General features: G+C 68.0%; 21 protein-coding genes and 3 pseudogenes. 17 read left to right on the top strand and 7 right to left on the bottom strand.

All coding sequences use genetic code 11. The annotated features are described in order from the left end of the window. Positions 1-180: 180 nt before the first annotated feature. Positions 181-464 (bottom strand): annotated as a pseudogene (locus GSE44_RS25420) (DNA polymerase ligase N-terminal domain-containing protein). 361 nt (positions 465-825) lie between these two features. On the opposite strand from GSE44_RS25420, the gene GSE44_RS22725 reads away from it, so the two are divergent. Next, positions 826-1,410 (top strand): hypothetical protein, encoded by a 585-nt coding sequence (locus tag GSE44_RS22725; protein WP_159351119.1) that lies wholly within the window; start codon positions 826-828, stop codon positions 1,408-1,410. A gap of 169 nt (positions 1,411-1,579) precedes the next feature. Here GSE44_RS22725 and GSE44_RS26820 read toward each other — a convergent pair whose 3' ends face one another. The 3 genes from GSE44_RS26820 to GSE44_RS22710 all read right to left on the bottom strand — a co-directional run bounded on the left by GSE44_RS26820 (position 1,580) and on the right by GSE44_RS22710 (position 3,668). Further along, the gene (locus GSE44_RS26820; RefSeq protein WP_268893692.1) at positions 1,580-1,945 is read right to left on the bottom strand and encodes an enoyl-CoA hydratase/isomerase family protein; all 366 of its coding nucleotides are present in this window, start codon (positions 1,943-1,945) and stop codon (positions 1,580-1,582) included. Positions 1,946-2,219: 274 nt separating this feature from the next. Further along, complete coding sequence (locus GSE44_RS22715) at positions 2,220-3,122, bottom strand: hypothetical protein (RefSeq protein ID WP_201306199.1); 903 nt, start codon at positions 3,120-3,122, stop codon at positions 2,220-2,222. Between the two features lie 33 nt (positions 3,123-3,155). Next, a complete protein-coding gene (locus tag GSE44_RS22710; protein ID WP_235925083.1) occupies positions 3,156-3,668 on the bottom strand; it encodes a hypothetical protein in 513 nt (170 codons plus the stop codon). A 660-nt stretch (positions 3,669-4,328) separates the two neighbouring features. Here GSE44_RS22710 and GSE44_RS22705 point away from each other — a divergent pair. The 11 genes and pseudogenes from GSE44_RS22705 to GSE44_RS22660 all read left to right on the top strand — a co-directional run bounded on the left by GSE44_RS22705 (position 4,329) and on the right by GSE44_RS22660 (position 14,091). Continuing rightward, a complete protein-coding gene (locus GSE44_RS22705) occupies positions 4,329-4,508 on the top strand; it encodes a hypothetical protein (RefSeq protein ID WP_159351118.1) in 180 nt (59 codons plus the stop codon). A 597-nt stretch (positions 4,509-5,105) separates the two neighbouring features. After that, positions 5,106-6,098, top strand: a complete 993-nt coding sequence (locus GSE44_RS22700) for a Bug family tripartite tricarboxylate transporter substrate binding protein (protein WP_159351117.1) — start codon at positions 5,106-5,108, stop codon at positions 6,096-6,098. A gap of 10 nt (positions 6,099-6,108) precedes the next feature. Next, complete coding sequence (locus GSE44_RS22695; protein WP_159351116.1) at positions 6,109-7,086, top strand: Bug family tripartite tricarboxylate transporter substrate binding protein; 978 nt, start codon at positions 6,109-6,111, stop codon at positions 7,084-7,086. A 12-nt stretch (positions 7,087-7,098) separates the two neighbouring features. Continuing rightward, positions 7,099-8,262: an enolase C-terminal domain-like protein gene (locus GSE44_RS22690; RefSeq protein WP_159351115.1), complete on the top strand. Its 1,164-nt coding sequence runs from the start codon at positions 7,099-7,101 to the stop codon at positions 8,260-8,262. Between the two features lie 96 nt (positions 8,263-8,358). Continuing rightward, positions 8,359-9,318 (top strand): Bug family tripartite tricarboxylate transporter substrate binding protein, encoded by a 960-nt coding sequence (locus GSE44_RS22685; protein ID WP_159351114.1) that lies wholly within the window; start codon positions 8,359-8,361, stop codon positions 9,316-9,318. Positions 9,319-9,331: 13 nt separating this feature from the next. Continuing rightward, a complete protein-coding gene (locus GSE44_RS22680) occupies positions 9,332-10,426 on the top strand; it encodes a mandelate racemase/muconate lactonizing enzyme family protein (RefSeq protein WP_159351113.1) in 1,095 nt (364 codons plus the stop codon). Positions 10,427-10,475: 49 nt separating this feature from the next. Beyond that, positions 10,476-10,616, top strand: a pseudogene (locus GSE44_RS22675) (DDE-type integrase/transposase/recombinase); the annotation flags it as partial. Between the two features lie 654 nt (positions 10,617-11,270). Further along, positions 11,271-11,654: pseudogene (locus GSE44_RS26575) on the top strand (ABC transporter substrate-binding protein); the annotation flags it as partial. A gap of 112 nt (positions 11,655-11,766) precedes the next feature. Then, entirely contained in the window at positions 11,767-12,138 is a 372-nt protein-coding gene (locus tag GSE44_RS25915) for a periplasmic substrate-binding domain-containing protein (protein WP_235925081.1), read from the top strand. 37 nt (positions 12,139-12,175) lie between these two features. After that, positions 12,176-13,441, top strand: coding sequence for a 3-oxo-tetronate kinase (gene otnK, locus GSE44_RS22665; RefSeq protein ID WP_159351111.1), 1,266 nt, complete (start codon positions 12,176-12,178; stop codon positions 13,439-13,441). Then, the gene (locus tag GSE44_RS22660; protein WP_159351110.1) at positions 13,438-14,091 is read left to right on the top strand and encodes a class II aldolase/adducin family protein; all 654 of its coding nucleotides are present in this window, start codon (positions 13,438-13,440) and stop codon (positions 14,089-14,091) included. The genes otnK and GSE44_RS22660 overlap by 4 nt, the downstream gene beginning before the upstream one ends. A gap of 6 nt (positions 14,092-14,097) precedes the next feature. Here the strand turns inward: GSE44_RS22660 and GSE44_RS22655 are convergent, their stop codons facing one another. Then, positions 14,098-14,616 (bottom strand): ATP-binding cassette domain-containing protein, encoded by a 519-nt coding sequence (locus GSE44_RS22655; RefSeq protein ID WP_159351109.1) that lies wholly within the window; start codon positions 14,614-14,616, stop codon positions 14,098-14,100. Between the two features lie 168 nt (positions 14,617-14,784). On the opposite strand from GSE44_RS22655, the gene GSE44_RS25410 reads away from it, so the two are divergent. The 4 genes from GSE44_RS25410 (at position 14,785) to GSE44_RS22640 (ending at position 18,717) form a co-directional block, all read left to right on the top strand. Next, entirely contained in the window at positions 14,785-15,027 is a 243-nt protein-coding gene (locus GSE44_RS25410; protein ID WP_201306205.1) for a hypothetical protein, read from the top strand. Beyond that, positions 15,024-16,502 (top strand): amidase, encoded by a 1,479-nt coding sequence (locus tag GSE44_RS22650; RefSeq protein ID WP_235925080.1) that lies wholly within the window; start codon positions 15,024-15,026, stop codon positions 16,500-16,502. Before GSE44_RS25410 ends, GSE44_RS22650 begins: the two co-directional genes overlap by 4 nt. Before the next feature lie 22 nt (positions 16,503-16,524). Continuing rightward, positions 16,525-18,108 (top strand): ABC transporter substrate-binding protein, encoded by a 1,584-nt coding sequence (locus GSE44_RS22645; protein WP_159351107.1) that lies wholly within the window; start codon positions 16,525-16,527, stop codon positions 18,106-18,108. 375 nt (positions 18,109-18,483) lie between these two features. Continuing rightward, a complete protein-coding gene (locus GSE44_RS22640) occupies positions 18,484-18,717 on the top strand; it encodes a Na+/H+ antiporter NhaA (protein WP_408015147.1) in 234 nt (77 codons plus the stop codon). Positions 18,718-18,753: 36 nt separating this feature from the next. On the opposite strand, the gene GSE44_RS22635 is transcribed toward GSE44_RS22640, so the two are convergent. Both GSE44_RS22635 and GSE44_RS22630 read right to left on the bottom strand, forming a co-directional pair. Next, positions 18,754-19,194, bottom strand: a complete 441-nt coding sequence (locus GSE44_RS22635) for a septal ring lytic transglycosylase RlpA family protein (RefSeq protein ID WP_235925079.1) — start codon at positions 19,192-19,194, stop codon at positions 18,754-18,756. 324 nt (positions 19,195-19,518) lie between these two features. Beyond that, a complete protein-coding gene (locus GSE44_RS22630) occupies positions 19,519-20,262 on the bottom strand; it encodes a coiled-coil domain-containing protein (protein ID WP_159351106.1) in 744 nt (247 codons plus the stop codon). A 159-nt stretch (positions 20,263-20,421) separates the two neighbouring features. Between GSE44_RS22630 and GSE44_RS25910 the strand changes: the two genes are divergently transcribed. After that, entirely contained in the window at positions 20,422-20,625 is a 204-nt protein-coding gene (locus tag GSE44_RS25910; RefSeq protein WP_235925077.1) for a hypothetical protein, read from the top strand. The last annotated feature ends 219 nt before the right edge of the window (positions 20,626-20,844 follow it).

The raw sequence follows: 20,844 nt of genomic DNA, 5'->3' as shown, positions 1-20,844 counted from the left end.
TGGCTCACCAATGGCCGCAACGGGCGCAGAGCCACCGCGGCGGGATCTCGCAGAGAGGAGACTGATAGATTTCAGGCGGGCGACGAGGCAGAGCCGACACCCACCTTGGGCAAGCGCTTCGGCTACCTTTGACCCAATCCAGCCTCCGGGTGCCGAACGCCCTGGCGAAAAAGCCGGATACTAACGAGTGAGGAGAGGCCCCACATTCTGAGGATCGGATCCGCGTCGCGCGGCAGGCGAAACGCGGAGCAGGCTCAGTGCCTCTGGCAGCGAGCCGTGGTCCCCCTCTGAGATGATGCCCTGGAAGGACGCGTAGTCGAGAGGGTGGTCCTCCACCCGGACGGCCAGGCGCTTGTCCGACGGGCCAAGGGATGGCCCTTCGGGACGGCCCAGCTCCAGAGCACGCCACCTTGCTCCAGGCGGAACTTCCAATGCAGGTGCCGCGCGGCATGCTTCTGCACCATGAACTTAAGCCCCGAGCTCGTGGGAGGCCCAACACGGCGCGGTTCGGCTCGCTCGAGTGGGCGAAGTGCCCCTGGCCCTGTACGTCCGGACCGAGGTGTCGCGAACGGCTGCAGGGTGAGCAGGCATGGTGGATCGGGAACATAGCCTGAACCGCGGCAGTTGCAGAACCCGGTGCGCGGCAGGATACGCAGGCGCGTGACTATGGCGTTCATGTCTCACGCCTGCCCGCCTTGCGCAGGCGCTGTCTGCATCAGGGGCAGTAAGATTGAGTCGCTTCCCAAAGGCAGTCGTGCTGTCTCGGCTCTGCCGGTACATTCCGCTGCGAGGCCGACAGCGGTGTATGGATGCACGGGGCAGCGCATGATGGAACAAATGCCAAGGATAAGGTTTCCTGAAAGAAGTCTGCTGGCCGCCATGCTCGGCGAGTACGCACCGACGGACGTCCGGCGCGCGGCGCAACGCCTGCGTGCGGAGGGCGCGCCCGCCTTGGCGATCGACGACGATATCGCTGGCTTGGCACGTGGGCTGGCCTTCGCCGAGGTGTCGCGCTCGCCTGCCGTGCTGGATGTCCTGCCGCCGCTGTTCTGGCTCGAAGCTGAACGGGAGGACGGATCCGGTGCCCGCGGGATCGGCGGATGGGTCGTGGAGAAGAAGAGCGGCGGGCTTGCCATCCGGGGCTTCAGCATTGCCTTCGGTTATGAAGCCGTGCCCGAGCCGCAGGGGCGCGCGACCATTCCATTCGGCGCAGCCGCGCAGGAGGAGCAAGAGGAGACCCGCTACGTGAGAGGTCTGGTCACCGCCATTTGCCTGCCCGAGATGCTATCGCAGATGGGGGAGAGTTCTCCCGTCGTGCTGATGCCAGCTGATGCGTCCGACCAGGACGCGAGCGTCCTGCGCGGCTTCAGGCTGTCCATGGCGATATCACCAGGCTCGGCGCCGACCTGAACCTGTATCTTCGCCGCCTAGCAAACTCGGGAAAGGTTGTCAGAGCCATGAAGGGCGCGGCCTTCAGCGCCGCCAGGCCGGGTACCTTTTCTCAAGGAAGGCAGCAAGGCCCTCTTGTGCTTCTGGAGTGGTCGCGGGATTGTAGAAATCCTCGACAGCATTGGCCACGCTACGGCGGTAATCGAGATCGTTGGCACGCATGGAAGCGCCTCGGTCCAAGCGCATCGCATTGGGCGGCTTGGAAGCAGATGTGGCAGTCAGCGACTGGGCAGCAGGCATCGGGCATGACCCGGCTGATCAGACCCATGCTCGCGGCCTCTGCTGCCTCGAAGCGCCTTCCCGTGAGGAGCAGTTCGAAGGCTCCGTGGCGGCCGACGACACGTGGGAGAAGGGCGAAGTGGATGGCGGAGACCAAGCCAAGCTCGATCTCCGGATAACCGAAGTTGGCGCTCTCGGCGGCGAGCATGACGTCGCAGGAGATGGCCAGCGTCATCCCTCCACCGCGCGCGGCGCCGTTCACCGCCCAGCCCGACATAGAGGCGCTCCAGGAAGCGGCGCACCTCCAGGCTGCTCTTCCCCATAAGGATGTTGAGGCCGAGCCCGGCGGAGAAGTGGCCCGGCAGGGCGCTGCGCAGGATCACCGCGCGGAAAGAGTCGTCGGCCGCGGCACGGCGGAAGCCGCCCACGATGGCTTCCAGGAAGTCCACGCTCAGTGCCTTGACCGGACCGCGAGTGAGCGCGGTATCGGCGATACCATCGGCTGCTGCCTAGGTAACTTCACTGGTCATCCTGGTATCTCCTCTGGGCACTCACAGTGCTTTGGATCGACGCGTCGCTTGAGCACGCTCCAGAGATGCCGCCCTGCGACGCTCCTCCCGCAGCACCTCGATCGTCGGCTGCCACCAGCCGCGGGCCAGGTCGGCCGGGCTGGGCGGTGTCCGTGCGGGCCAAGCCCGAACCAGCTCGGCATGGCTGGGCCTGCGCCAAGCCGCCCAGATCAGCGCGGCGGGTCCAGCGGTGACACCAGGGTAGAAGCGGGTGGCGGTCACCGGCTCAACAAGCTCGCCGGTGACCGCCTCGAACATCACGCATCCCGCATGGGTCATCAGCACGCGGTCGAATGGCGGTAAGGCATCTTCCGGCACGGGATAGCGGTTCCGCCGACGCTCGGCGGCCTCGGCTCGCCTGTTCTCGTGTTCAGGGGAGGCCTTGCGGCTCACCTCCCGCTTCCGCCGCTTCTCGGGTTCGGCCAGGCGGGCGGCGGTCTCGATGGCGGGCCAGCGCCTGTGCAACTCCCCAAACGACCGGAACGGCACGCGCCAGGCCCTCTGCGCCGGGTCCCACCGAGCCCAGGGCACCTCCCGCAACTCCGCGATGACGGTCCGGGAATACGGCGTCCGGACCACGAAGCCATCGGCGACTTCCAGGTAGGGGCTCTCGATCGGCTCGAAGGTGAAGGCGTCGCGCCCGCGCTGGTCCGCATAGGCCAGCACGCCAGACCACTCACGGCTCATCCATGCCGTCAGGCGTTGTTCCGCACGCGTGCCCGGCACAAACCAGGCACCCAGGTCGTCGCGCCACCGTGCCCGCGGGAATGCCTCCCGAAAGCGCTCCACGGTGATACGATCATACGGGAAGGCGGCCGTCGCTCCGGGCGCGCCATCGTCGGCGGCCTGCTGCGTCGCGGTGAACTCCACCGTCTCGTCGGTCACCGGTTGCTCCCTCCGTGTTAGTGCAGCCGCCGCTCAGCTCCCGGCAGCCTCCCGTACCTTGCCGAGGTCCAACTCCCCCTTGGCTCCCCAGCCCCGCACGTCGGCCGGGACCTCAGGGCGGAATCGCTCGTAGAGGTGGAAGCCCACGCGGTTGAGTTCGTCAGGCTCAAGCGAGGCGGCGAGTTCCCGCATGGCGGCCTCCACCTCGGCGAGGCGCCTCCCGAACGCCTTCTCGACATAGGCCTTCACCGGGGCTGAGTGCTGCGGCTTGCCATCGCCGACGTCGGCCAGCACGACGCCATCCTCGTCGTGGGCAAGCGCGATGTCCCGACCAAGCAGCCGGACCGTCTCGCGCTTCTTCGTCGCACGCTCCTCGGCCTTCGACCGCGCGCCGTCGCTGTCCTCCGTGATGCCGAGACGCCGCGCCTTGGCCTGTGCCGCCGTTCCCGCGACGTAGCTCGCGAGGCTCAGTGCTGTGTCGGGCGGGTGCCCGAGACGCTCCGCGACGATCGCCGCCCAGAGTGTCAGGACGGGAGCCCGGTTCACCCGAACGGGTGCAGCAGAATCTGGAATGCTCGCCCTCCATCGGTCGTCCTATTCTCGCGCCAACGCGCCCGTGATGAAGAAGTCACCTGACCGATATGGTTGAAGGCAGAGAGACCTAGGCCCCAAGCGCGGGTTCGCACCGGAACGTGACGTGTGGGACCGTTGTGGGATAGCGCCGCGCACGCGGTCAAGGAACCGGGGAGGGGCGAGATCCCTTCAACGAGCAGGACCGTGAGCGCGACTGACAAGCAGGCCATCGGCGAGTTTTCTGCGCCGCCTCACAGAGCCACTTAGAAGGCGGACAGGCGGGCATGTGACACACGAGGTGCAAATGAGGACAGCTAAGGATACCGGGTTGCGCTCCGCGGTGTCTCCGTGGCCCGTTACGGATACCCGAAGCTGCATCGGACAGCTCAGGAGACTGCCCGCAACACGCCAGGGCTATGAAGGGCTAACCCGCCCAGGCTGCATCCAGCATTTCTCGATGGTCCTAACGCGAGCCGTGCTTTTTCAGCTAGGGTGGCTCTGACCCAATCTCGGATCACTGGTACTTCCCGGGCAACCCCTCGGCGGCCAGACGGCAGCAGCGAAGAGGTATGATGTCCTGGCGCGAGACAAACCTACAACTGGCAAACCAGCACGTTCGAGAGGGCACGGAACGTGTTCGGCGCCAAGATGAGGATTACACAGCTAATTGCCAAGCGTCACCTTGGTGACTTGTTGGAAGCGATGTTGCTTATCAAGCTGGCTGAAGCCGTGTTGCAATCGTTGCTCAAGACGCTGTTGCAGCACGAAAGCCACCTTGCCTTCGTGCTCGCTAGGCCAGTGAATTCAGGGTGAGTGAGCCTGTGGCGGCTCAAGACACTGACGAGGGGACCGCAGCACGACCGCCACGGTCCGCCATCGTCCTGTACCGGCAGGCTACCCCACCAGCGGCCCGCGCCCGGCCTTCACGCGGAGGCGCGGCTTGCGCAGCCCGCAGGCTTGCACGAAGGCAGCCAGCGCCACGTCGTGTTGTGCCGCCATCTCCTCCAACCAGGCACGCGCGACACTGACTTCGCCAACTTGCGCCTGTTGGTGGACGAGGAGGCCCCATACCTTACGGGCACGGGTACAGGTGGCAACGCTCAGCAGGGGCGCCTCAGTTTTCCTCTTGGCCTCCCCACAGCCCTTCGCCAGCTCGCCCTGTTGGCTCGCCCCATTGAACGGTGCCACGGGTGATGAGAGAGCGGCGCCGTCCCGGAGCGGAGCGTCGGCAAGCCATGCGTTATGCCTCAGGGGGGCTGCAAAATCCTGAGCTTCCGGGCTGCATCGACCAGCGTCCCCGCACCGTGCCACCCGCGATGGAGACCACTCGCAGGGTGACCGGGTTGCGAGACGACGCGCCGGCAGACAAGGTGTCGGCCTGAGCCGAAACGGTTCGGGAGGAAGCGACGCGTGATCAATGGACTTCGGCCCGGTCGCCGGGCCGTGCTTACGCTGGTGGGCGCCACCCTGGCGCGGCCGGCACTGGCCCAGATGGGGGCAGCCTGGAAGCCCCCGCGCCCGGTCAGGCTCGTGGTTGGGTTCCCTCCAGGCGGCTTTACGGACATCTTCGCGCGGGTCCTCGCGCCGTTGCTGCAGGTTCAGCTGGACCAGTCGGTGGTGGTCGAGAACCGAAGCGGCGCCGCCGGCATCATCGGGGCTGAGGCAGTTGCGCGCGCCGTGCCGGACGGGACGACGCTCCTGCTCGGCCACTCCACCGCCAACGCCATCGCCGCCAATCTTGCTCAGCGCTTATCCTACGATCCGCGTACCGCCTTCGCACCGATCACCCTGGTCGCTGCGCAACCCCACGTGCTGCTCGTCAACGCTGCAGCGCCCTACACGACCGTGGCCGAGTTGCTGGCTGCCGCCCGAAAGGCGCCGGGGCGCCTGACCTATGCGTCGTCCGGAGTCGCCTCGGTGCAGCACGTCGCAGGGGAGATGCTTCGGGCGGCCACCGGTATTGACGCCGTGCACGTCCCGTATCGGGGCACCGGACCGGCTCTGGCCGATCTCGCTGGCGGCCAGGTTGACTTCGTGATCGACGGGCTGGCCGGCGCGGCGCCGCTGCTGCACGCCGGGCGCATCCGCGCGCTGGCGGTCAGTACGGCCGAGCGCGTTCCGCGGCTGCCCGACGTGCCCACACTCAACGAGGCCGGTGCACCCGGCTTTGAGATCCGGTCGTGGTTCGGCCTCTTTGCGCCCAGTGGCTTGCCCGATCCAGCAGTGGAGAGCCTATACGCTGCAGCCTCGGCCGCCCTGTCCCGGCCAGAGATGCATCGCGTGCTGAACGACGCCTCGGCAGAACCCGGCGGAATGCCTCCAGCAGCTTTCGCCGAGTTCGTCAGAAACGAGATTGCCCGCTACCGCGAGGTCGCTGCCCGCATGCGCATCGCGGTCGAGTGAGGGCAGCGATTTGGCTCTGACCCGACGCTTTCTCCTCGCCACTTCTCTCGCCACGCCGATGGTCGCCCGGGCGCAGGCGTCCTGGACCCCGAACCGGCCGGTGCGGATCGTGGTCCCCTTCGCCCCCGGGGGGCCGACGGACATCATTGCGCGGCTGCTGCAGGAACCACTCAGCGCGGCGTTTGGGCAGCCTGTGGTGATTGAAAACCGGCCGGGTGCGGGCGGGAACATCGGCATTCAGGCCGTCGCGCGCGCTGCGCCCGACGGGCACACACTGCTGTTCTCCTCCAGTGCCTTCGCCGCCAATCCGGCACTGCAACCGGCGGACCGGCCGGCGGCCTATGACCCGCTCCGGGACTTTGCCCCGATCACAGTCGCCGTCACCTCGCCCAACGCGATCGTCGCCCACCCCTCCACCCGGATCGGCAGCATCACCCGGATGCTCGCAAGGGCACGGGCGGAGCCGAGGCGGCTCGACTACTCGAGCCCAGGGAATGGCACCGGCCCGCACCTCACGGCCGAGATGTTCCTCCGCGCCGCCCGGATTGAAATGACCCACGTACCGTTCAATGGCGGCGCTCCCGCCATCCAGGCGGTGCTGGCGGGGACAGTGCCGCTGGGCTTTTCGGCAATGCCAGCAGCACAGACCCACATCCGTGGCGGCGCCCTGATCGGCCTTGCGACCACGGGGCCTGAACGCTGGCCGGACTTGCCCGGTATGCCGACTGTCACCGAGACTGAGTTGCCGGGCTTCGAGGCGGAGACCTGGCAGGCGCTGCTGGCGCCGGCGGGGACGCCGGAAAACGCAATCTCCCGCGTTGCTGAGCTGGTGGCTGCTGCGGTCCGCGGCCCCGCTGCGGAGCAGCGGCTGCAGGGTATCGGCTTCCGCCGGGTGGCAAGCACACCCGCTGCATTCGCTGCACAACTCGCGACTGAGGTGCCGGCTCTCGCCACCTTGGTCCACGACGCGGGCATCCGCGCGGACTGAAGGAGACAACGCTTGAGAATTCTCGACATTCGCGAGAGGGCCGTGCCGGTCCGTTCCTCGATGCGCAACGCCGCCTTCGACTTCGGCGAGATGACCACCTCCATCGTCGCGGTGGTCACGGACCGGGTGGTCGATGGGCGCCCGGTGGTCGGCTACGCCTTCAACGGAACCGGGCGATATGCATGCGGCGGCACGATGCGCGACCGCTTCATCCCGCGCCTGCTGGGCGAGGCGCCGGACACCCTGCTGGACGCTGACGGCGTGATCGACCCGGAGCGTTGCCTGCCGGTGATGAACCGGCGGGAGAAGCCGGGCGGAGACGCGGAGCGTGCCTGGGCTATCGGCACGATCGAGACCGCCCTGTGGGATGCCGCCGCCAAAGCGCGTGGAGAGCCGCTATGGTCGCTGCTCGGCCGCCGCTACGGCCCTGGCAGCCCGGAGGGCAGGGTGCCCTGCTATGTGGGCGGGGGTTGGTACAAACCGGGCCAGACAGTGGCCGATCTGCAGGACGAGATGCGCCGTCACCGCGACGCGGGCTATGTCATGCTCAAGACGAAGGTCGGCGGCATGCCGCTCGACGAAGATCGGCGCCGGATCGAGGGCGTCCTCGCCATTGTCGGTGGGGGCGAAAACCTGGCCGTGGATGCGAACGGCGCCTTCGACCGGGAGCGCGCGCTGGCATACGCTGCGATGCTCGCCCCCTACGGGCTGCGCTGGTTCGAGGAGCCGGTGCATCCGCTCGATCTGGCCCTGTATGCCGAGGTCTGTGGCGCCTACGCACCGGCTATTGGCTCGGGAGAAAACCTCTACTCTCTCCAGGATGTGGCCAACCTCATCCGGTTCGGCGGATTGAGGCCGGACCGCGACATCCTGCAGGTTGATCCGCCCCAGGCCTTCGGTATCGCGACCTTTGCGCGGATCGTCGCCATGGCAGAGGCGGCGGGCTTCTCCAGGGCCCAGATCTTCCCCCATGGCGGCAACCAGATGTCGCTCGCGGTCGTGGGCGGGCTCGGCCTGGGAGGCTGCGAGAGCTACCCCGGCGTCTTCGGTGCCTTTGCCGGGTACGCGGACGACGCTCGGGTAGAGGAGGGCTGGCTGCGCTTGCCCGATCGTCCAGGCATTGGATTCGAGGGGCAGGCGGAACTGTACGCGTTGATGAAGGACCTGGCGGCCTGAAGCGCGCGCTGCAGGATTGACAGCCTTCCTCAACAGCGTTCCGATCCTGCAAGAACCGGCGGCAACGGCCGGTATTCGGGAATGAGGGAGGATCGCATGCAGCGTCGTGCAGCGATGGCCATGCTCGGCCTTGCGGGGCTTTCGCCGCATGCGAGGGCGCAGCCGGTTTCGGGCCGGTCCATCCGCCTCGTCGTGCCCTATGCGCCGGGCGGCGGCACCGATATTCTCGCGCGGCTTGTGGCGCCGTCCATCGGAGAGGCGCTGGGCACCACGGTGGTGGTGGAGAATCGCCCTGGCGGCAATAGCGCGATCGGCACGGAGGCGGTGGCGCGCGCGACGCCCGACGGCCAGACGATCGGCATGATCGACCTCGCCTTCCTGGTGAATCCCTCCCTCTTCAATCTGCCCTACGACACGCTGCGCGACTTCGCCCCCATAGGTCTGGTAGCGACGACTGCGCTGGTGCTCATGGTCAACCCGCGCCTCGGCGTGCGAACCATGCCGGAGTTGGCGGCTTACATAAGCGCGAATACGGGGAAGGCATCTTTCGCCTCGGCCGGCGTCGGCACGGCGGTGCACATAGCAGGCGAGCAGCTGCGCCTCGCCCTTGGCGCTGAGCTGCTGCACGTCCCCTATCGCGGCGGCTCTCTGCCCGCCAACGCGGTGTTGACGGGGGAGGTGACGATGGCCTTTCTCGCCCAGTCGCAAGCGGGAGCGCTGGCCACCGGCGGGCAGGCGGTTGCCATCGGCCTCACCGGCATGCGCCGCTCCGCGGCCCTACCGGATGTCCCGACCATGGGCGAGTTGGGCTTGCCGAGCGTGGACACGCAGACCATCAACGGCCTCATCGCCCCGGCCGGCGCCCCGTCCGCCGCGGTGGAGCGGATCAGCGCGGCCGTGGCTGATGCGGTGAAGCGGCCAGAGATGGTGCGGCGCATGGCGGAGCTGGGCTGCGAGCCAGCGGCCAGCAACCCGGCGCAGTTCGCCGACTGGATCCGCGCTGAAGTGGCCAAATGGCGCGATGTTGTGCGCGCCGCGAATATCCAGCCCCAATAGGAGCGCGCGTCCATTGACCATTCGCGCCGTCGAGGCCGTCACCCTGGCTCTACCTTTTGAGGTGGGCGGGCCCAAGCCCCGTTTTGCGGGAAAGCCGCGCGAGTTTGTCCATATGATCCTCGTGCGCGTGGAGACGGCGGATGGTCTGGTCGGCTGGGGCGAAGCCTTCAGCCATGTCGCTTGGGAGGCGACCGCGGCCGCCGTCACGCACAACATCGCCCCTGTCGCCATCGGCCGCGATGCCGCGGACATCGACGGCACGATCCGTACCCTCCGCCAGATCTTCCACCTGTTCGGCCGCACAGGGGCCATCGTCTTCGCGCTCTCCGGCCTGGAGATCGCGCTGTGGGACCTGGCTGGCAAGCGCGCGGGCAAACCGGTCTCGACATTGCTCGGCGGCGCGCGGCGGGATCGGTTGCCGGCTTATGCCAGCCTGATGCGGTACGGCGACCCGGAACTTGTCGCGCGCAATTCGGCGAAGGCGGTGCGGCGCGGCTTTTCAATGGTGAAGCTGCACGAGATCCATGAAGCGGAGGTGCGCGCGGCACGCGAGGCGATGGGGCCGGGCGTGCCCCTGACCGTGGACACGAACTGCCCCTGGACGGTGGACGAGGCCATAGCCGCCGCCCGCCGCTTCGCTCCCTATGACCTGCTCTGGCTCGAGGAGCCGGTCTGGCCGCCGGAGGATTATGCGGGCCTGGCGAGGGTGCGGCAGGAGGGTGGCCTCCGCATCGCGACGGGGGAGAACGCCTGCAATAGCCTCGAGTTCGAGACGATGTTGCGCGCATGCGCGGCTGACGTGGTGCAGCCCAGCGTCACCAAGATCGGTGGCATCGCCGAATGGTGGCGCGCGGCGAAGCGGGCGGAGGCGCAAGGCGTGATGGTGGCGGCGCATTCTCCTTACTTCGGTCCTGGCCTCCTCGCCTCCATGCACCTGGCCGCAGCAATGGAAGGTGAAGTCCCCATCGAGATCCATTGGTGCGAGTTGGGCGCTAGTCCGCTTGGCGGCGCTGTGCTTCCGGCAGGTGGCGTGCTGGCGCTGCCGACCGGACCGGGGCTCGGCTGCGACCCTGACCCAGCTGTGTTGCGGGACTTTGCCGTGATGTGATGCCGCGCAGGACGGTCCGGCTGTTCCTGCCGCACCCCTGAGCATCTCCGCAGCGGCGCCGAACGGGCTGTGGGTCTCAGATTTCACCTACGTCGCGGCGTGGCAGGGCTTCGTCTGTGCCGCGTTCGTCATCGACGTCTTCGCCTGCCGAATCGTCGGCTGGCGGGTGTCGCGGACAGCCCATGGTTCAACAACCAATGCCTCCTCGAGCCGATCCGGAGCACCCCTCCCGCCGAAGCCGGAGCGCGCTACTATACAGCAAGTTAGGCACCAGCCCTTGCCGCGTAACCCGAGCCCAAAGGCCTCCGGCAGATCCGGGGTGGTTCATCTGCTGGACTCCGTTTGCCTTCGGGTAGCGGCAGAACCCAGTGGGATTGCCAAAAGTGGCGCGAAGACGAACTGGCGAAGCTGGCCGAAAGTGGCCTGGCGGCAATCGGGGCGGAACCTGCAGAAGCGGACCTAAGATCACGAGCCTTGCCCGGTGCTCTTGGGCTTACCCGCCAGAGCTCGGCGGTCCAAATCGGGCTCCTCCCCGATCGGTTCAGCTACCGCTCGCACTTTTCGATATATCATATCTTGCGTCGTTGTAGCACTGCCCTATGGTGATGATGCAGCCTGCTCGGAGGCCGACGGCAGGCGTCGGAAGCAGGAGACCTCCTCGTCTGACCCGCACCCGTCTCGCCGGGCATTGCTGGCTGCCGGAAGGCTCGCTGTCCCGGCGTTGCTTCTGGCATCGGGATCCGCCCGTGCGGCGGGGACGGTCACGGCTGCGCTGGAATTGGAGGCGGTGATCCCTGACCAGTACGCGCCCACGGCCGCGATCATCCGGAGCATCGGCTACCGGATGTTCGGCACGCTGTTCGCCAAGGGTTCGAAGGATACGATCCGCCCGCAGATGGTGGAAGGCCACACCATGTCCGCCGACGAGCTGGATTGGCGTTTCGCTCTGCGCGACGATCTGGTCTTTCAAAACCAGGCGCCAGTGACGGCGGACTGCGTGGCCTCCCTCCACCGCTGGGCCGCGCGCGAAATCCAGGGGCGGATCCTGCTGACGAGCATGTGGGAGATGCGGGGCGAGGGTATGCGCCAATTCTCCATCGTGCTGAAGGAACCGTTCTTCCTGATGCTGGAGGTGCTGCGCAAGCCGAGCGCGCCCGCGCCCTTCGTCATGCCCAAGCGTTTCCTGCCCGCAGGCGATGGGTGGATCACCGAGATCATCGGCTCCTGTCCCTTCACCTTCGAGAGAAGCCAGCGGCGCGCTAGCGAACGCATGGTGCTGCGCCGGAACGCGTTATGTGCCGCGGATAGAGTTGCCGGTCTTCCTGTAGGGCGGCATGGTGGTGAAGCTCGACCAGCTGGTGCTGAAGACGACGCCAGACGCCGCGACAGGCGCCAACGCGCTCTCCGCCAGCGATATCGGCCACATGCAGTACCTGCGCTTCGACTTCCTGGCCCCGCTGCGCCGCAACTGCGGGGTGCGGCTAATGGGGCTGAAGGGTATCAACATGTTCCACGGCAACTTCCGCCTGAACCACACGAGCGGCCCCGTAGCCGATCCGATGGTGCGGCAGGGCTTCGTGCGAGCCCCCGACGCCGCTACACGGAAAGGGGGGGCGGAGCGGATCTGGCGGGTGGCCCACGGGCTGGTGCTGAGCGTGATGTGGGGCAATTCTCGCGCCCAACGGGCTACCGCGCGCGGCGGAAGAACCTGATCCCGCCCAGGTTCCCCATGTTCTGGCAGGTGGAGGTTTGAGCGGCCCGATGCTGCTGGGCGCGATTGCGGACGACCTGACGGGCGCGGTGGAGCTCGCGGGGATGCTGGCCGCCGGCGGCATGCCGGTGGCGCTTGTGTTGGACGACGCGCCTGTGCCGCGAGGCCTGGGCGCGGTGGTGGTGGCGCTGCCCTCCCGCGTGGCAGCGGTGGAGGAGGCGCGGGCCGGCTTCGCGCGGGCGGCGGACGCGCTGCTGGCCGCCGGGGCGGAGCGGCTCTTCTTCAAGTACTGCGCGACCTTCGATTCCACCCCCGAGGGCAATATCGGGCCCTGCGCCGACCTGCTGATGGACCGGGTGGGGGCCGACTTCACGATTTTCGCCCCGACATTCCCGGAGGTGGAGAGGCGGGTGTTCATGGGGCACCTCTTCGTCGGCGCGCAGCTCGTCTCCAACTCGCCAAAGCGCTTCGACCCGCTGACGCCGATGACCGAGCCTGACCTGGTGAAGGTGCTGGCGCCGCAGACACGGCGGCGCGTGGGGCTGATTCCGCTGCACGTCACCGCGCAGGGCGCAGAGGCGGTGGGCAGGCAGGTTGCGGCGCTCAGGGCGGACGGCGTGTCTTACGCGATTGCGGATGCGGGCACCGAGGAGGATTTGGCGACGCTGGCGCGGGCGAGCTGGGACTGGAGGCTGACGACGGGTGGTTCCAACCTCGCGGCACATTTCCCGGCGATCTGGCGGGAGAGGGGCCTGCTCCCCTCCGCGGAGGCAGTGCCGCCGCTGCGCGCGGGCGGGCACGGGGCCGTGCTGGCTGGAAGCTGCTCGGACCGTACGCGTGAGCAGGTGGAGCATTTCGCCGCGCGCCACCCGGTGCTGCGGATCGAACTCGCGCAAATGGAATCGCCCGAGGCCGTGCTGCGCAACGCAGTGGCGTGGGCCCTGCCGCTGCTGGAGAGCGGGCCGATCTGCGTGACGACCGCGGGCGACCCGGAGGCCGTCTCGGCGGCGCAGTCGAGGCTGGGGCGCGACGGCGCGGCCCGGGCCGCGGAAGGGCTGCTCGGCACGCTAGCGGTAGCGCTGGTGGGGGCGGGCGTGCGGCGCCTGCTGGTGGCAGGGGGCGAGAGCTCCGGCGCGGTGATCCGGGCGCTCGGGATCACGCGGCTGTCGGTGGCGCCCTACGTCTCACCAGGCATCGGCGTCTGCGCGGCGGAGGCGCCGGTGCCGCTGGCGCTATGCCTGAAGTCCGGGAAGCTGGGCCCGGTGGACATGTTCGAGACGGTGCTGGAGCGGATGCGCGCATGACGGATGCAGAAGGGGCGCGCGCAGAGGTGGCCTGGGCTTACCGGGAACTGGGGCGGCTGGGGCTGAACTTCGGCAGCGCCGGCAACGTCTCCCGCCGCGTGGAGGGCGGCATGGTGGTCACCCGTTCCGGCACCACGGTCGACGCTACGGCGGAGGGTGACACTGTTCGGATGGCGCTTGACGGCGCCACTGAGGATACCGTCACGCCGTCCAGCGAGTGGCCGATGCACGCGGCGATCCTGCATGCCTTTCCCGAGGTTGGAAGCGTGGTCCACACCCACGCGGATGCTTGCACCGCATTGGCCTGCCTTGGGGAAGGCCTGCCGGCCTTCCACTACATGGTCGCGGGCTTCGGCGGAGACGATGTGCGCTGCGCGCCCTATGTCACCTTCGGCACGCCGGAGCTGGCGGTGGTCGCAGTGGAGGCGCTGCGGGGGCGCACCGCCTGTCTGCTGGGCAACCATGGCATGATTGCGACGGGCCGCGACGTGAGGACGGCGCTGGCCGCGGCGGTGCGGCTGGAAACATTGGCGCGGCAGTACCTGCTGGCACGCTCTGCCGGGGCGCCGCGCCTGCTGGACGCGTCGCAGATGGACGCCACGCGGGAGCGCTACAAGACCTATGGTGGGGCTGCGCCCCTGCGGGGGTGATAGCGCTTATCCGTGCCGCACCGCCTGGAACTCGGTCTCAGCCGCCTTCAGCGCGCGGTTTATGTCGGCTTCAGGATGCGCAAGAGAGGACCATTTTGTGGCGGGGATCGAAGGAGGCGCCGTGCGCCAGCGCGACGCAGCTGCTGCCCTCTGGAGAGCTCGGCAGGCGGCGATCTCCCAGGCCGCCGAGGCGAACGGTTCGAACACGGCGCTCGCCCGCTCCCCGCGCTTGGTCCGGCCCAGGTCGCGCATCTTGAGCGGGAGGACGATGTTCTCCAGCACTGTCATGTGAGGGAAGAGCGTGTAGCGCTGGAAGCCCATGCCCAGGTCGCGCTGATTCGGCAACGCCCAGATCACCTTCTCTCCGCCGATGAGGACGTGGCCCTCTTCCGGGTACTCGAAGCCCGCGAAGGGACGAGGATGGTGTCTTGCTGAAATCAGAGGGGCCGTGCAGAGCAGGAACTCGCCGGCGCCGACCTCCAGCGAAACGTGGTCTACAGCGTTCAGCCGCCCGAGGTGTTTCACAGGCGATTTCACGGGCACACGCTCAGGGATTGGCCCGGCACCGCATCCAATATCGGCAGCCCAAATACCGCGGTATCATATTTGATATATCGACACGTCCGCGATTTGGTTTCACAGTCCGCCGCGTCGTTGGGAGGGACAGGGATGCCGGCACTGGATGCGAGCGCATTGAGGGACGCGCTACCACCGGGAAAGGGTGAGCTGCGCCTGCTCGACCTACTTGCGCCGGGCTTCGTGCACATGCAGGACAACAGCCGTAGGCCGGTGCTCCACGGCGGCTGGAGCCAGCCGGGCAGCCTGCACGACGCCAGCCAGCACATGGAATGGGCGGGCTCGCGGATGGTGCCGATGCTCTACGGCGGGGCCGCGATGCGCGCTGCCCCGCGGTCGGTCCAGGTCCTGTGCCCGTGAGCGGCGGGGCACCCGCCTCCGTCCCGGCATTGTGCCGGATCGATGCCGTCCCACTCGCGGCCATGATCCGCGGGCGAGAGGTGTCCGCGCGCGAGGTGATGGCGGCCTACATCGACCACATCGAAGCCGTGAACCCGCACGTGAACGCCATTGTGTCCCTGCGCCCGCGCGCGGAGCTCCTGGCCGAGGCGGAGAGGGCGGACCAGGCGGTGGCGCGCGGAGATTCGGTCGGGCCGTTGCACGGCCTGCCGCAGGCGATCAAGGATCTTGCCGCGACGAAAGGGCTGCGCACGACGCTCGGCTCACCCCTCTTTGCCGATCAGGTGCCCGAGGCAGACGCCATCTTCGTCGCCCGCATGCGGGCGGCAGGCGCCATCATCATCGGCAAGACCAACGTGCCGGAGTTCGGCTACGGCTCGAACAGCTACAACCCGGTCTTCGGCCTGACCCGCAACGCCTACGATCCCTCCCGCGTCGGAGGCGGGTCCAGCGGCGGCGCGGCGGTGGCCCTGGCCACGCGGATGCTGCCTGTGGCCGATGGCGGCGACATGGGTGGTTCCCTCCGCAACCCCGCGGCCTTCAACAACGTCTTCGGCTTCCGTCCCTCCCAGGGCCGCGTACCGGCGGACACGCCCGATCCCTTCTACGGGCAGATGGCGGTGGAGGGGCCGATGGGCCGTTCCGTGCGGGACGTGGCGATGCTGCTCTCGGTGCAGGCGGGCTATGATTCCCGCGCCCCTCTCTCGCTTGAGGATCCGGGCTTCCGCTTCGAGGACCGGCTGCAGGAGGGAAGGGGGCCGCTGCGCTGCGGCTGGCTCGGCGACCTCGGCGGGTACTTGCCCTTCGAGCCGGGGGTGCTGGAGCTTTGCACCGCCGCGCTCGACCTGTTCCGGCAGGCGGGGGGCTGCGCAGAGGAGGTCCGGGTGGACTTCGACCCCGAGCGGCTCTGGCGGGCCTTCGTCACCCTGCGCCAGCAGAGCATCGGCGGCCGCCACGACGCGGCCTGGCGCGATCCGGTGCAGCGCCGCCTGCTGAAGCCCGAGGCGATCTGGGAGATTGAGGAGAGCCATCGCCTTTCCGGGCTCGACGTCTACAAGGCGGGCCTGGACCGCGGCGCCTGGTACAAGGCCTTCACGGCTCTGTTCGAGCGGTTCGACCTCCTCCTGATCCCCTCGGCACAGGTCTTCCCCTTCGAGGCTGGCATTGACTGGCCGGCGGAGATCAACGGCCGCCGCATGGACAGCTATCACCGCTGGATGGAGGTGGTGGTAGGCGCCACCATGGCGGGCTGCCCCGCCATCAGCGTGCCCGCCGGCTTCGATCCGCGCGGACTGCCGATGGGCCTTCAGGTCATCGGCCCGCCGCGCGGCGACCTGCGCGTGCTGCAGGCGGCGGCCCGCTACGAGGCCGTCTGTCCCTGGATCACCCGCATGCCGGACTGGCTGGGCGCGGCGCCCGCCGGGGCGGGCGAGTAATCATACTAACGGGAGGAAAACGATGAAGCGTCGTGAGATGCTGGGCCTTTCCGCTGCCATGCTGTCGGCGCCGTCCGTCATCCGGGCCCAGGGCACGGCGGGTGCGCGGAGCGTCCTGCGCTTCGTGCCTCAGGCCGACCTGGCCCTGCTGGATCCCGTCTTCAACACCGCGCTCGTCACGCGCAACCACGCCATGATGGTCTACGACCAGCTCTACGGGCTGGACGAGAACTACCAGCCCCGTCCTCAGCTCGTTGAGGGCCACGTCATCGAGGATGGCGGCCGGACCTGGCGCATCACGCTGCGCCAAGGGCCGACCTTCCACGACGGAACGCCGATCCGTGCGGCCGACGCCGTCGCCAGCATCGCCCGGTGGTGCCAGGCGGACGTGCTGGGGCAGAACATCCGCGCGATCACCGACGAGATGACGGCCGTTTCCGACCGGGTGTTCGTCATCCGGCTGAAGAAGCCCTTCCCATTTCTCGCGTCTGCGCTGGCCAAGCCCTCCTCCTTCTGCCCCGTGATGCAGGAGCGCTTCGCTCGGCTGCCGGTCTCCACGCAGGTGACGGAGATCGTCGGCAGCGGCCCGTTCAGATGGGTCGCCGGCGAGCGCATGGCCGGGGTGCGGGCGGTCTACACGCGCTTCGAGAATTACGTGCCGAGGGACGAGCCGGCGAGCTTCCTCGCCGGCGGGAAGCGCGCCCACCTGGACCGCGTGGAGTGGCATACCCTCCCAGATCCTGCGACGGCGGCGTCCGCCATGCAGCAGGGCGAGGTGGACTGGTGGGAGCAGCCAACGCCGGACCTGCTGCCGTTGCTGCGGCGGAACCGCAACCTCAGGGTAGAGGTGAAGGACAAGAGCGGCTCCATGTCCATGATCCGCCTGAATCATCTCCAGCCGCCCTTCGACAACCCGGCGATCCGCCGCGCCTTCCTGCCAGGCATCAAGCAGGCCGACTACATGACGGCCGTGCTTGGTGAGGACCGCACCCTCTGGAACGACCGCTGCGGCTTCTTCCTCCCGGGCAGCCTCCTGGCGACGGAGGTGGGGCTGGAGGCGATGGACGGTGCGCCGAATTTTGATCGCGTGAAGCGCAACCTGGAAGCGGCGGGCTACAAGGGCGAGCGCGTCGTCTTCGTCGTGCCCGCCGACAACGCGCGCCTGAACACCATGAGCGAGATCGCCGGGGAGATGTTCCGCCGCAGCGGTGTCAACCTCGACTATCAGACGGGTGACTGGGGCACGATCGCGGGGCGCGTGAACAATCGCGGCTCCCTGGACCAGGGCGGATGGAGCGTGTGGTGCAACACCATCCCCGGCATCATTGCCACCAGCCCCGCCACACAGTCCTATCTGCGCGGCCCTGGCCGGGCCGGCACATATGGCTGGCCTGACCTCCCGGAGATTGAGGCCCTCCGCGACCGCTTCATGGACGCGGAAGACCCCGCGGAGCAGAAGCGCCTCGCCGAGGCGATGCAGCGACGGGCCTTCGAGGACATCCCGTATCTGCCGACCGGGGCCTTTACCCAGCCAACGGCCTTCCGGTCCGACGTGACGGGCATGCTCAACGGGTTCCCGATCTTCCACAACATCCGAAGGAGCTGAGTGGCGATTTACCATCGCCGAACCGCCGGTCTGGGATACCCGGTTCAGGATGACTTCTCGGGATGCGCAATCCTCAGGCAAGCTGGACGGCCGCCATGTCGTTCATCCAGTGTCCTCTGTGGATGGCTCCCGCGTCGCAAGGACGATCTGAAGATCTGCCATGGTGGTCGAGCGCAGTCTTCTGTTCGGCCTGACATGGAGATCACTCCGTCAAGTCGGATCAGCAGCTTCAGGTTGTGCTCTGCGGTCACAGCGGCCTCATCGTCCAAGGCGGAGCTCCTGTTGTGGTAGGTCTCCCTACCAACCTCACATCCGGCGGGGCCTGGGGCTCCGGCCAAGGTCCCGCATTCGGGACGAAGCGCTCCGAGATCGGCCCTGCTCTGCGGCATCGGCTTCAGCATGAGCCTCTTCATCACCTTGCTGGCCTTCCCGGGCGACGTGCTGCTCCAGGCCGAGGCGAAGATCGGCATCCTGGGCGGCTCGCTGCTCCCGGGTCTGCTCGGCTACGCCCTGCTGCGCGTGGCAAGGAGCGACATCCCGGGGAACGCCGTCACGATAGGTCTCACGAGTTTTGAGCGCGGCTTGATGCAGAGCGCCGCTGCCGCGTAGCCTCCGGGCAAAGACGCCGCCGGCCGCCGGGGACCGCTATCCGCGTTCGTCGCGGGGAACGCTCAGCGGCGTGATCTCGACCATGGCCGTGCCTTGTTCACGCATGCCGAGCTTGGTGGCCGTTTCCGGACTGACGTCGAGCACACGACTCCGGACATGAGGGCCACGGTCCTGGATCACCACGACCGCCGTTCGGCCGTTCTCCAGATTCCTGACCCTTGCTTGGGTACCCAGCGGCAAGGTCCGACTGGCCGCAGAATTCGAGCGGCGGTTGAAGCGCTTGCCGTTTGCCATTCTGCGTCCGTGGAAGCGCGAGCTGTAGAAGGAGGCGCGACCCCGCTGTGCTCGGACGTGATGGCTGTGCCCCTGCTGCACTCCGGCGACATGGCCGGGGCGTGGCTCCTTTGCTGTTGCCGGCACGGTGAGCGCGACCATGCCGAAAACGAGGCAGAGTACGGGAACAATTGCGTTTCGCATGCTGAGCGTTTCCCTGGCTGGCTGATCTCGGCATGATGTGCGCCGCGCGCTTGAGCATCGGCGGCGCCAGATGCAGGAAGGCGTTCTGACGGCCTGGTTAGTTCCTCCGACTTCACCGTCATTACCGGGTGCCCGGCTGCGAGTTGGGCTTATCGGTCAGGTGCCATTGCAGGACGGGTCGGAGGGGCCGGAAAGCTGAAATCGCATTGGGGTAAGTGTTAGCGGAGGTGGTCGCGTATCCACGCAGCCTAGCGGCGTCGCGGGCAACGCTTCGTGGTCGAGGAAGTGGTCCTGGCCTAGCCGATTCCAAGCCCCATCACCGTCTCAGTTCGCCTCCTCGCGCGCCCCTCCGGCTCCACCCGGCATCGTCCCTGTATCCGGCACAGTCCGGAGCCGGGCCGCGTTTGCCTCGAGAGCCGCCAAATCCTGTCGGCGCTGGGCGACGTGCTGCTCCAGCCCGGCCGCCTCGGTCCTGAGGCGCTCCAGGTTTGCGTCTGCGGCTGCCAGATCGGCTTCTAATGGTGTTGCCCTGCTCCCGAGTGCCTGGACCCGGGCCGTAGCCTCATGAACTGTGCGATTGGTCTCCGCCGCGCGCGCAGTGGCAGCCTCGGCCTCCCTGCGGTGGGCCGTCAGGTCAGTCTCGGATTGGGCAATCTCATCGCGCAGTGCCGTCAGGCGCTGCTCGGCCTGCCCAAGTGCCTGCTGCCGGCCGGCCAGAGCCGCCTCCGCCTCGCTGACCTGCGTGCGGAGCGAGGTCGCCCGCGCCTCGAGCGCCGAAGCGTGGCGCTGTACGTCCTGGATCCCCTGCTGGGCTGCCTGTAATTGGGGGCCAATCTCACTGAGGCGCGCTCCGGCAGCCTCCACCGCCGCCTGACGCTCCGCCAGCGCCGCTCCGGCCAACTCCGCCGCCGTCCGGAGTTCCGCCAGCCGAGCTTCCGCCGCCGTGACGGCGTTTGCCGCTTCCGCGGCGCGGCCCTCAGTAGCTCGCCGCTGTTCGTTCGCCGCCTCGGCGGCCCGCGTGATCTCTGCTAACCGGGCCTCTGCTCCAGCGACGGCACTCTGACGCATCCCAAGATCCGCCTCAGCATTGGCGATAGCCTGCCGAAGGGCTTGCACCCGGCTCTCGGCGCAAGCAACGGCGGCCTGCTGTGCGGTAAGGGCTTCCTGCGCCCCCCGGCGTTTTTCCTCGCTTTCGTTCCGCAGTTCGTGGATCCGGCCGCGGGTCCCGTGGCGCTGCAGTTCGTGGTGCTTGGCTCCGTGTCGGTCGCCCTCAACACCCTTGCGGATGTCGTGGTCGCCTTCGCGGCGGGCGGCATCCGGGACGGCGCAGCAGCGCGTTCCACACTGATTAGGCGCCTTAGAGAGGGTTCGGGGGCCGCGATGATCGCCCTGGGCGTCGGGCTGGCATTGGCGAAGCGCCCCACGAGCTAACCCATACCCGCTCACCACCTGACCTGACCTTTGGATCTGGGGCGAGAAAGGTCCGCTTACGGGAAGTCGGGTGAGACCGCCCCATGACCGCCATGGGCGGAGGCCGTGTGAAAACGCTGGGCGGAGTATCCTATGGCCTTCGGAGGGGAGGCTGGGATGAAGCGCTTCGTGGAAGGCGAGGAGCGGGGCCAGGTGACGCTGCTTCCCGACTGCATTGAG

It is taken from the genome of Muricoccus harenae, assembly GCF_009848505.1.
Classification (GTDB): domain Bacteria; phylum Pseudomonadota; class Alphaproteobacteria; order Acetobacterales; family Acetobacteraceae; genus Roseomonas; species Roseomonas harenae.
This window is presented reverse-complemented; position numbering and strand designations above follow the sequence as displayed.

What these genes read in the sequence shown, in the direction of transcription:
- GSE44_RS22725 (WP_159351119.1), top strand. Translation starts at nt 826, where the DNA reads ATGATGGAACAAATGCCAAGGATAAGGTTTCCTGAAAGAAGTCTGCTG.
- GSE44_RS26820 (WP_268893692.1), bottom strand. Translation starts at nt 1,945, where the DNA reads ATGTCGGGCTGGGCGGTGAACGGCGCCGCGCGCGGTGGAGGGATGACG.
- GSE44_RS22685 (WP_159351114.1), top strand. Translation starts at nt 8,359, where the DNA reads ATGCAGCGTCGTGCAGCGATGGCCATGCTCGGCCTTGCGGGGCTTTCG.
- GSE44_RS22660 (WP_159351110.1), top strand. Translation starts at nt 13,438, where the DNA reads ATGACGGATGCAGAAGGGGCGCGCGCAGAGGTGGCCTGGGCTTACCGG.
- GSE44_RS22645 (WP_159351107.1), top strand. Translation starts at nt 16,525, where the DNA reads ATGAAGCGTCGTGAGATGCTGGGCCTTTCCGCTGCCATGCTGTCGGCG.
- GSE44_RS22635 (WP_235925079.1), bottom strand. Translation starts at nt 19,194, where the DNA reads ATGCGAAACGCAATTGTTCCCGTACTCTGCCTCGTTTTCGGCATGGTC.
- GSE44_RS22630 (WP_159351106.1), bottom strand. Translation starts at nt 20,262, where the DNA reads ATGCGTCAGAGTGCCGTCGCTGGAGCAGAGGCCCGGTTAGCAGAGATC.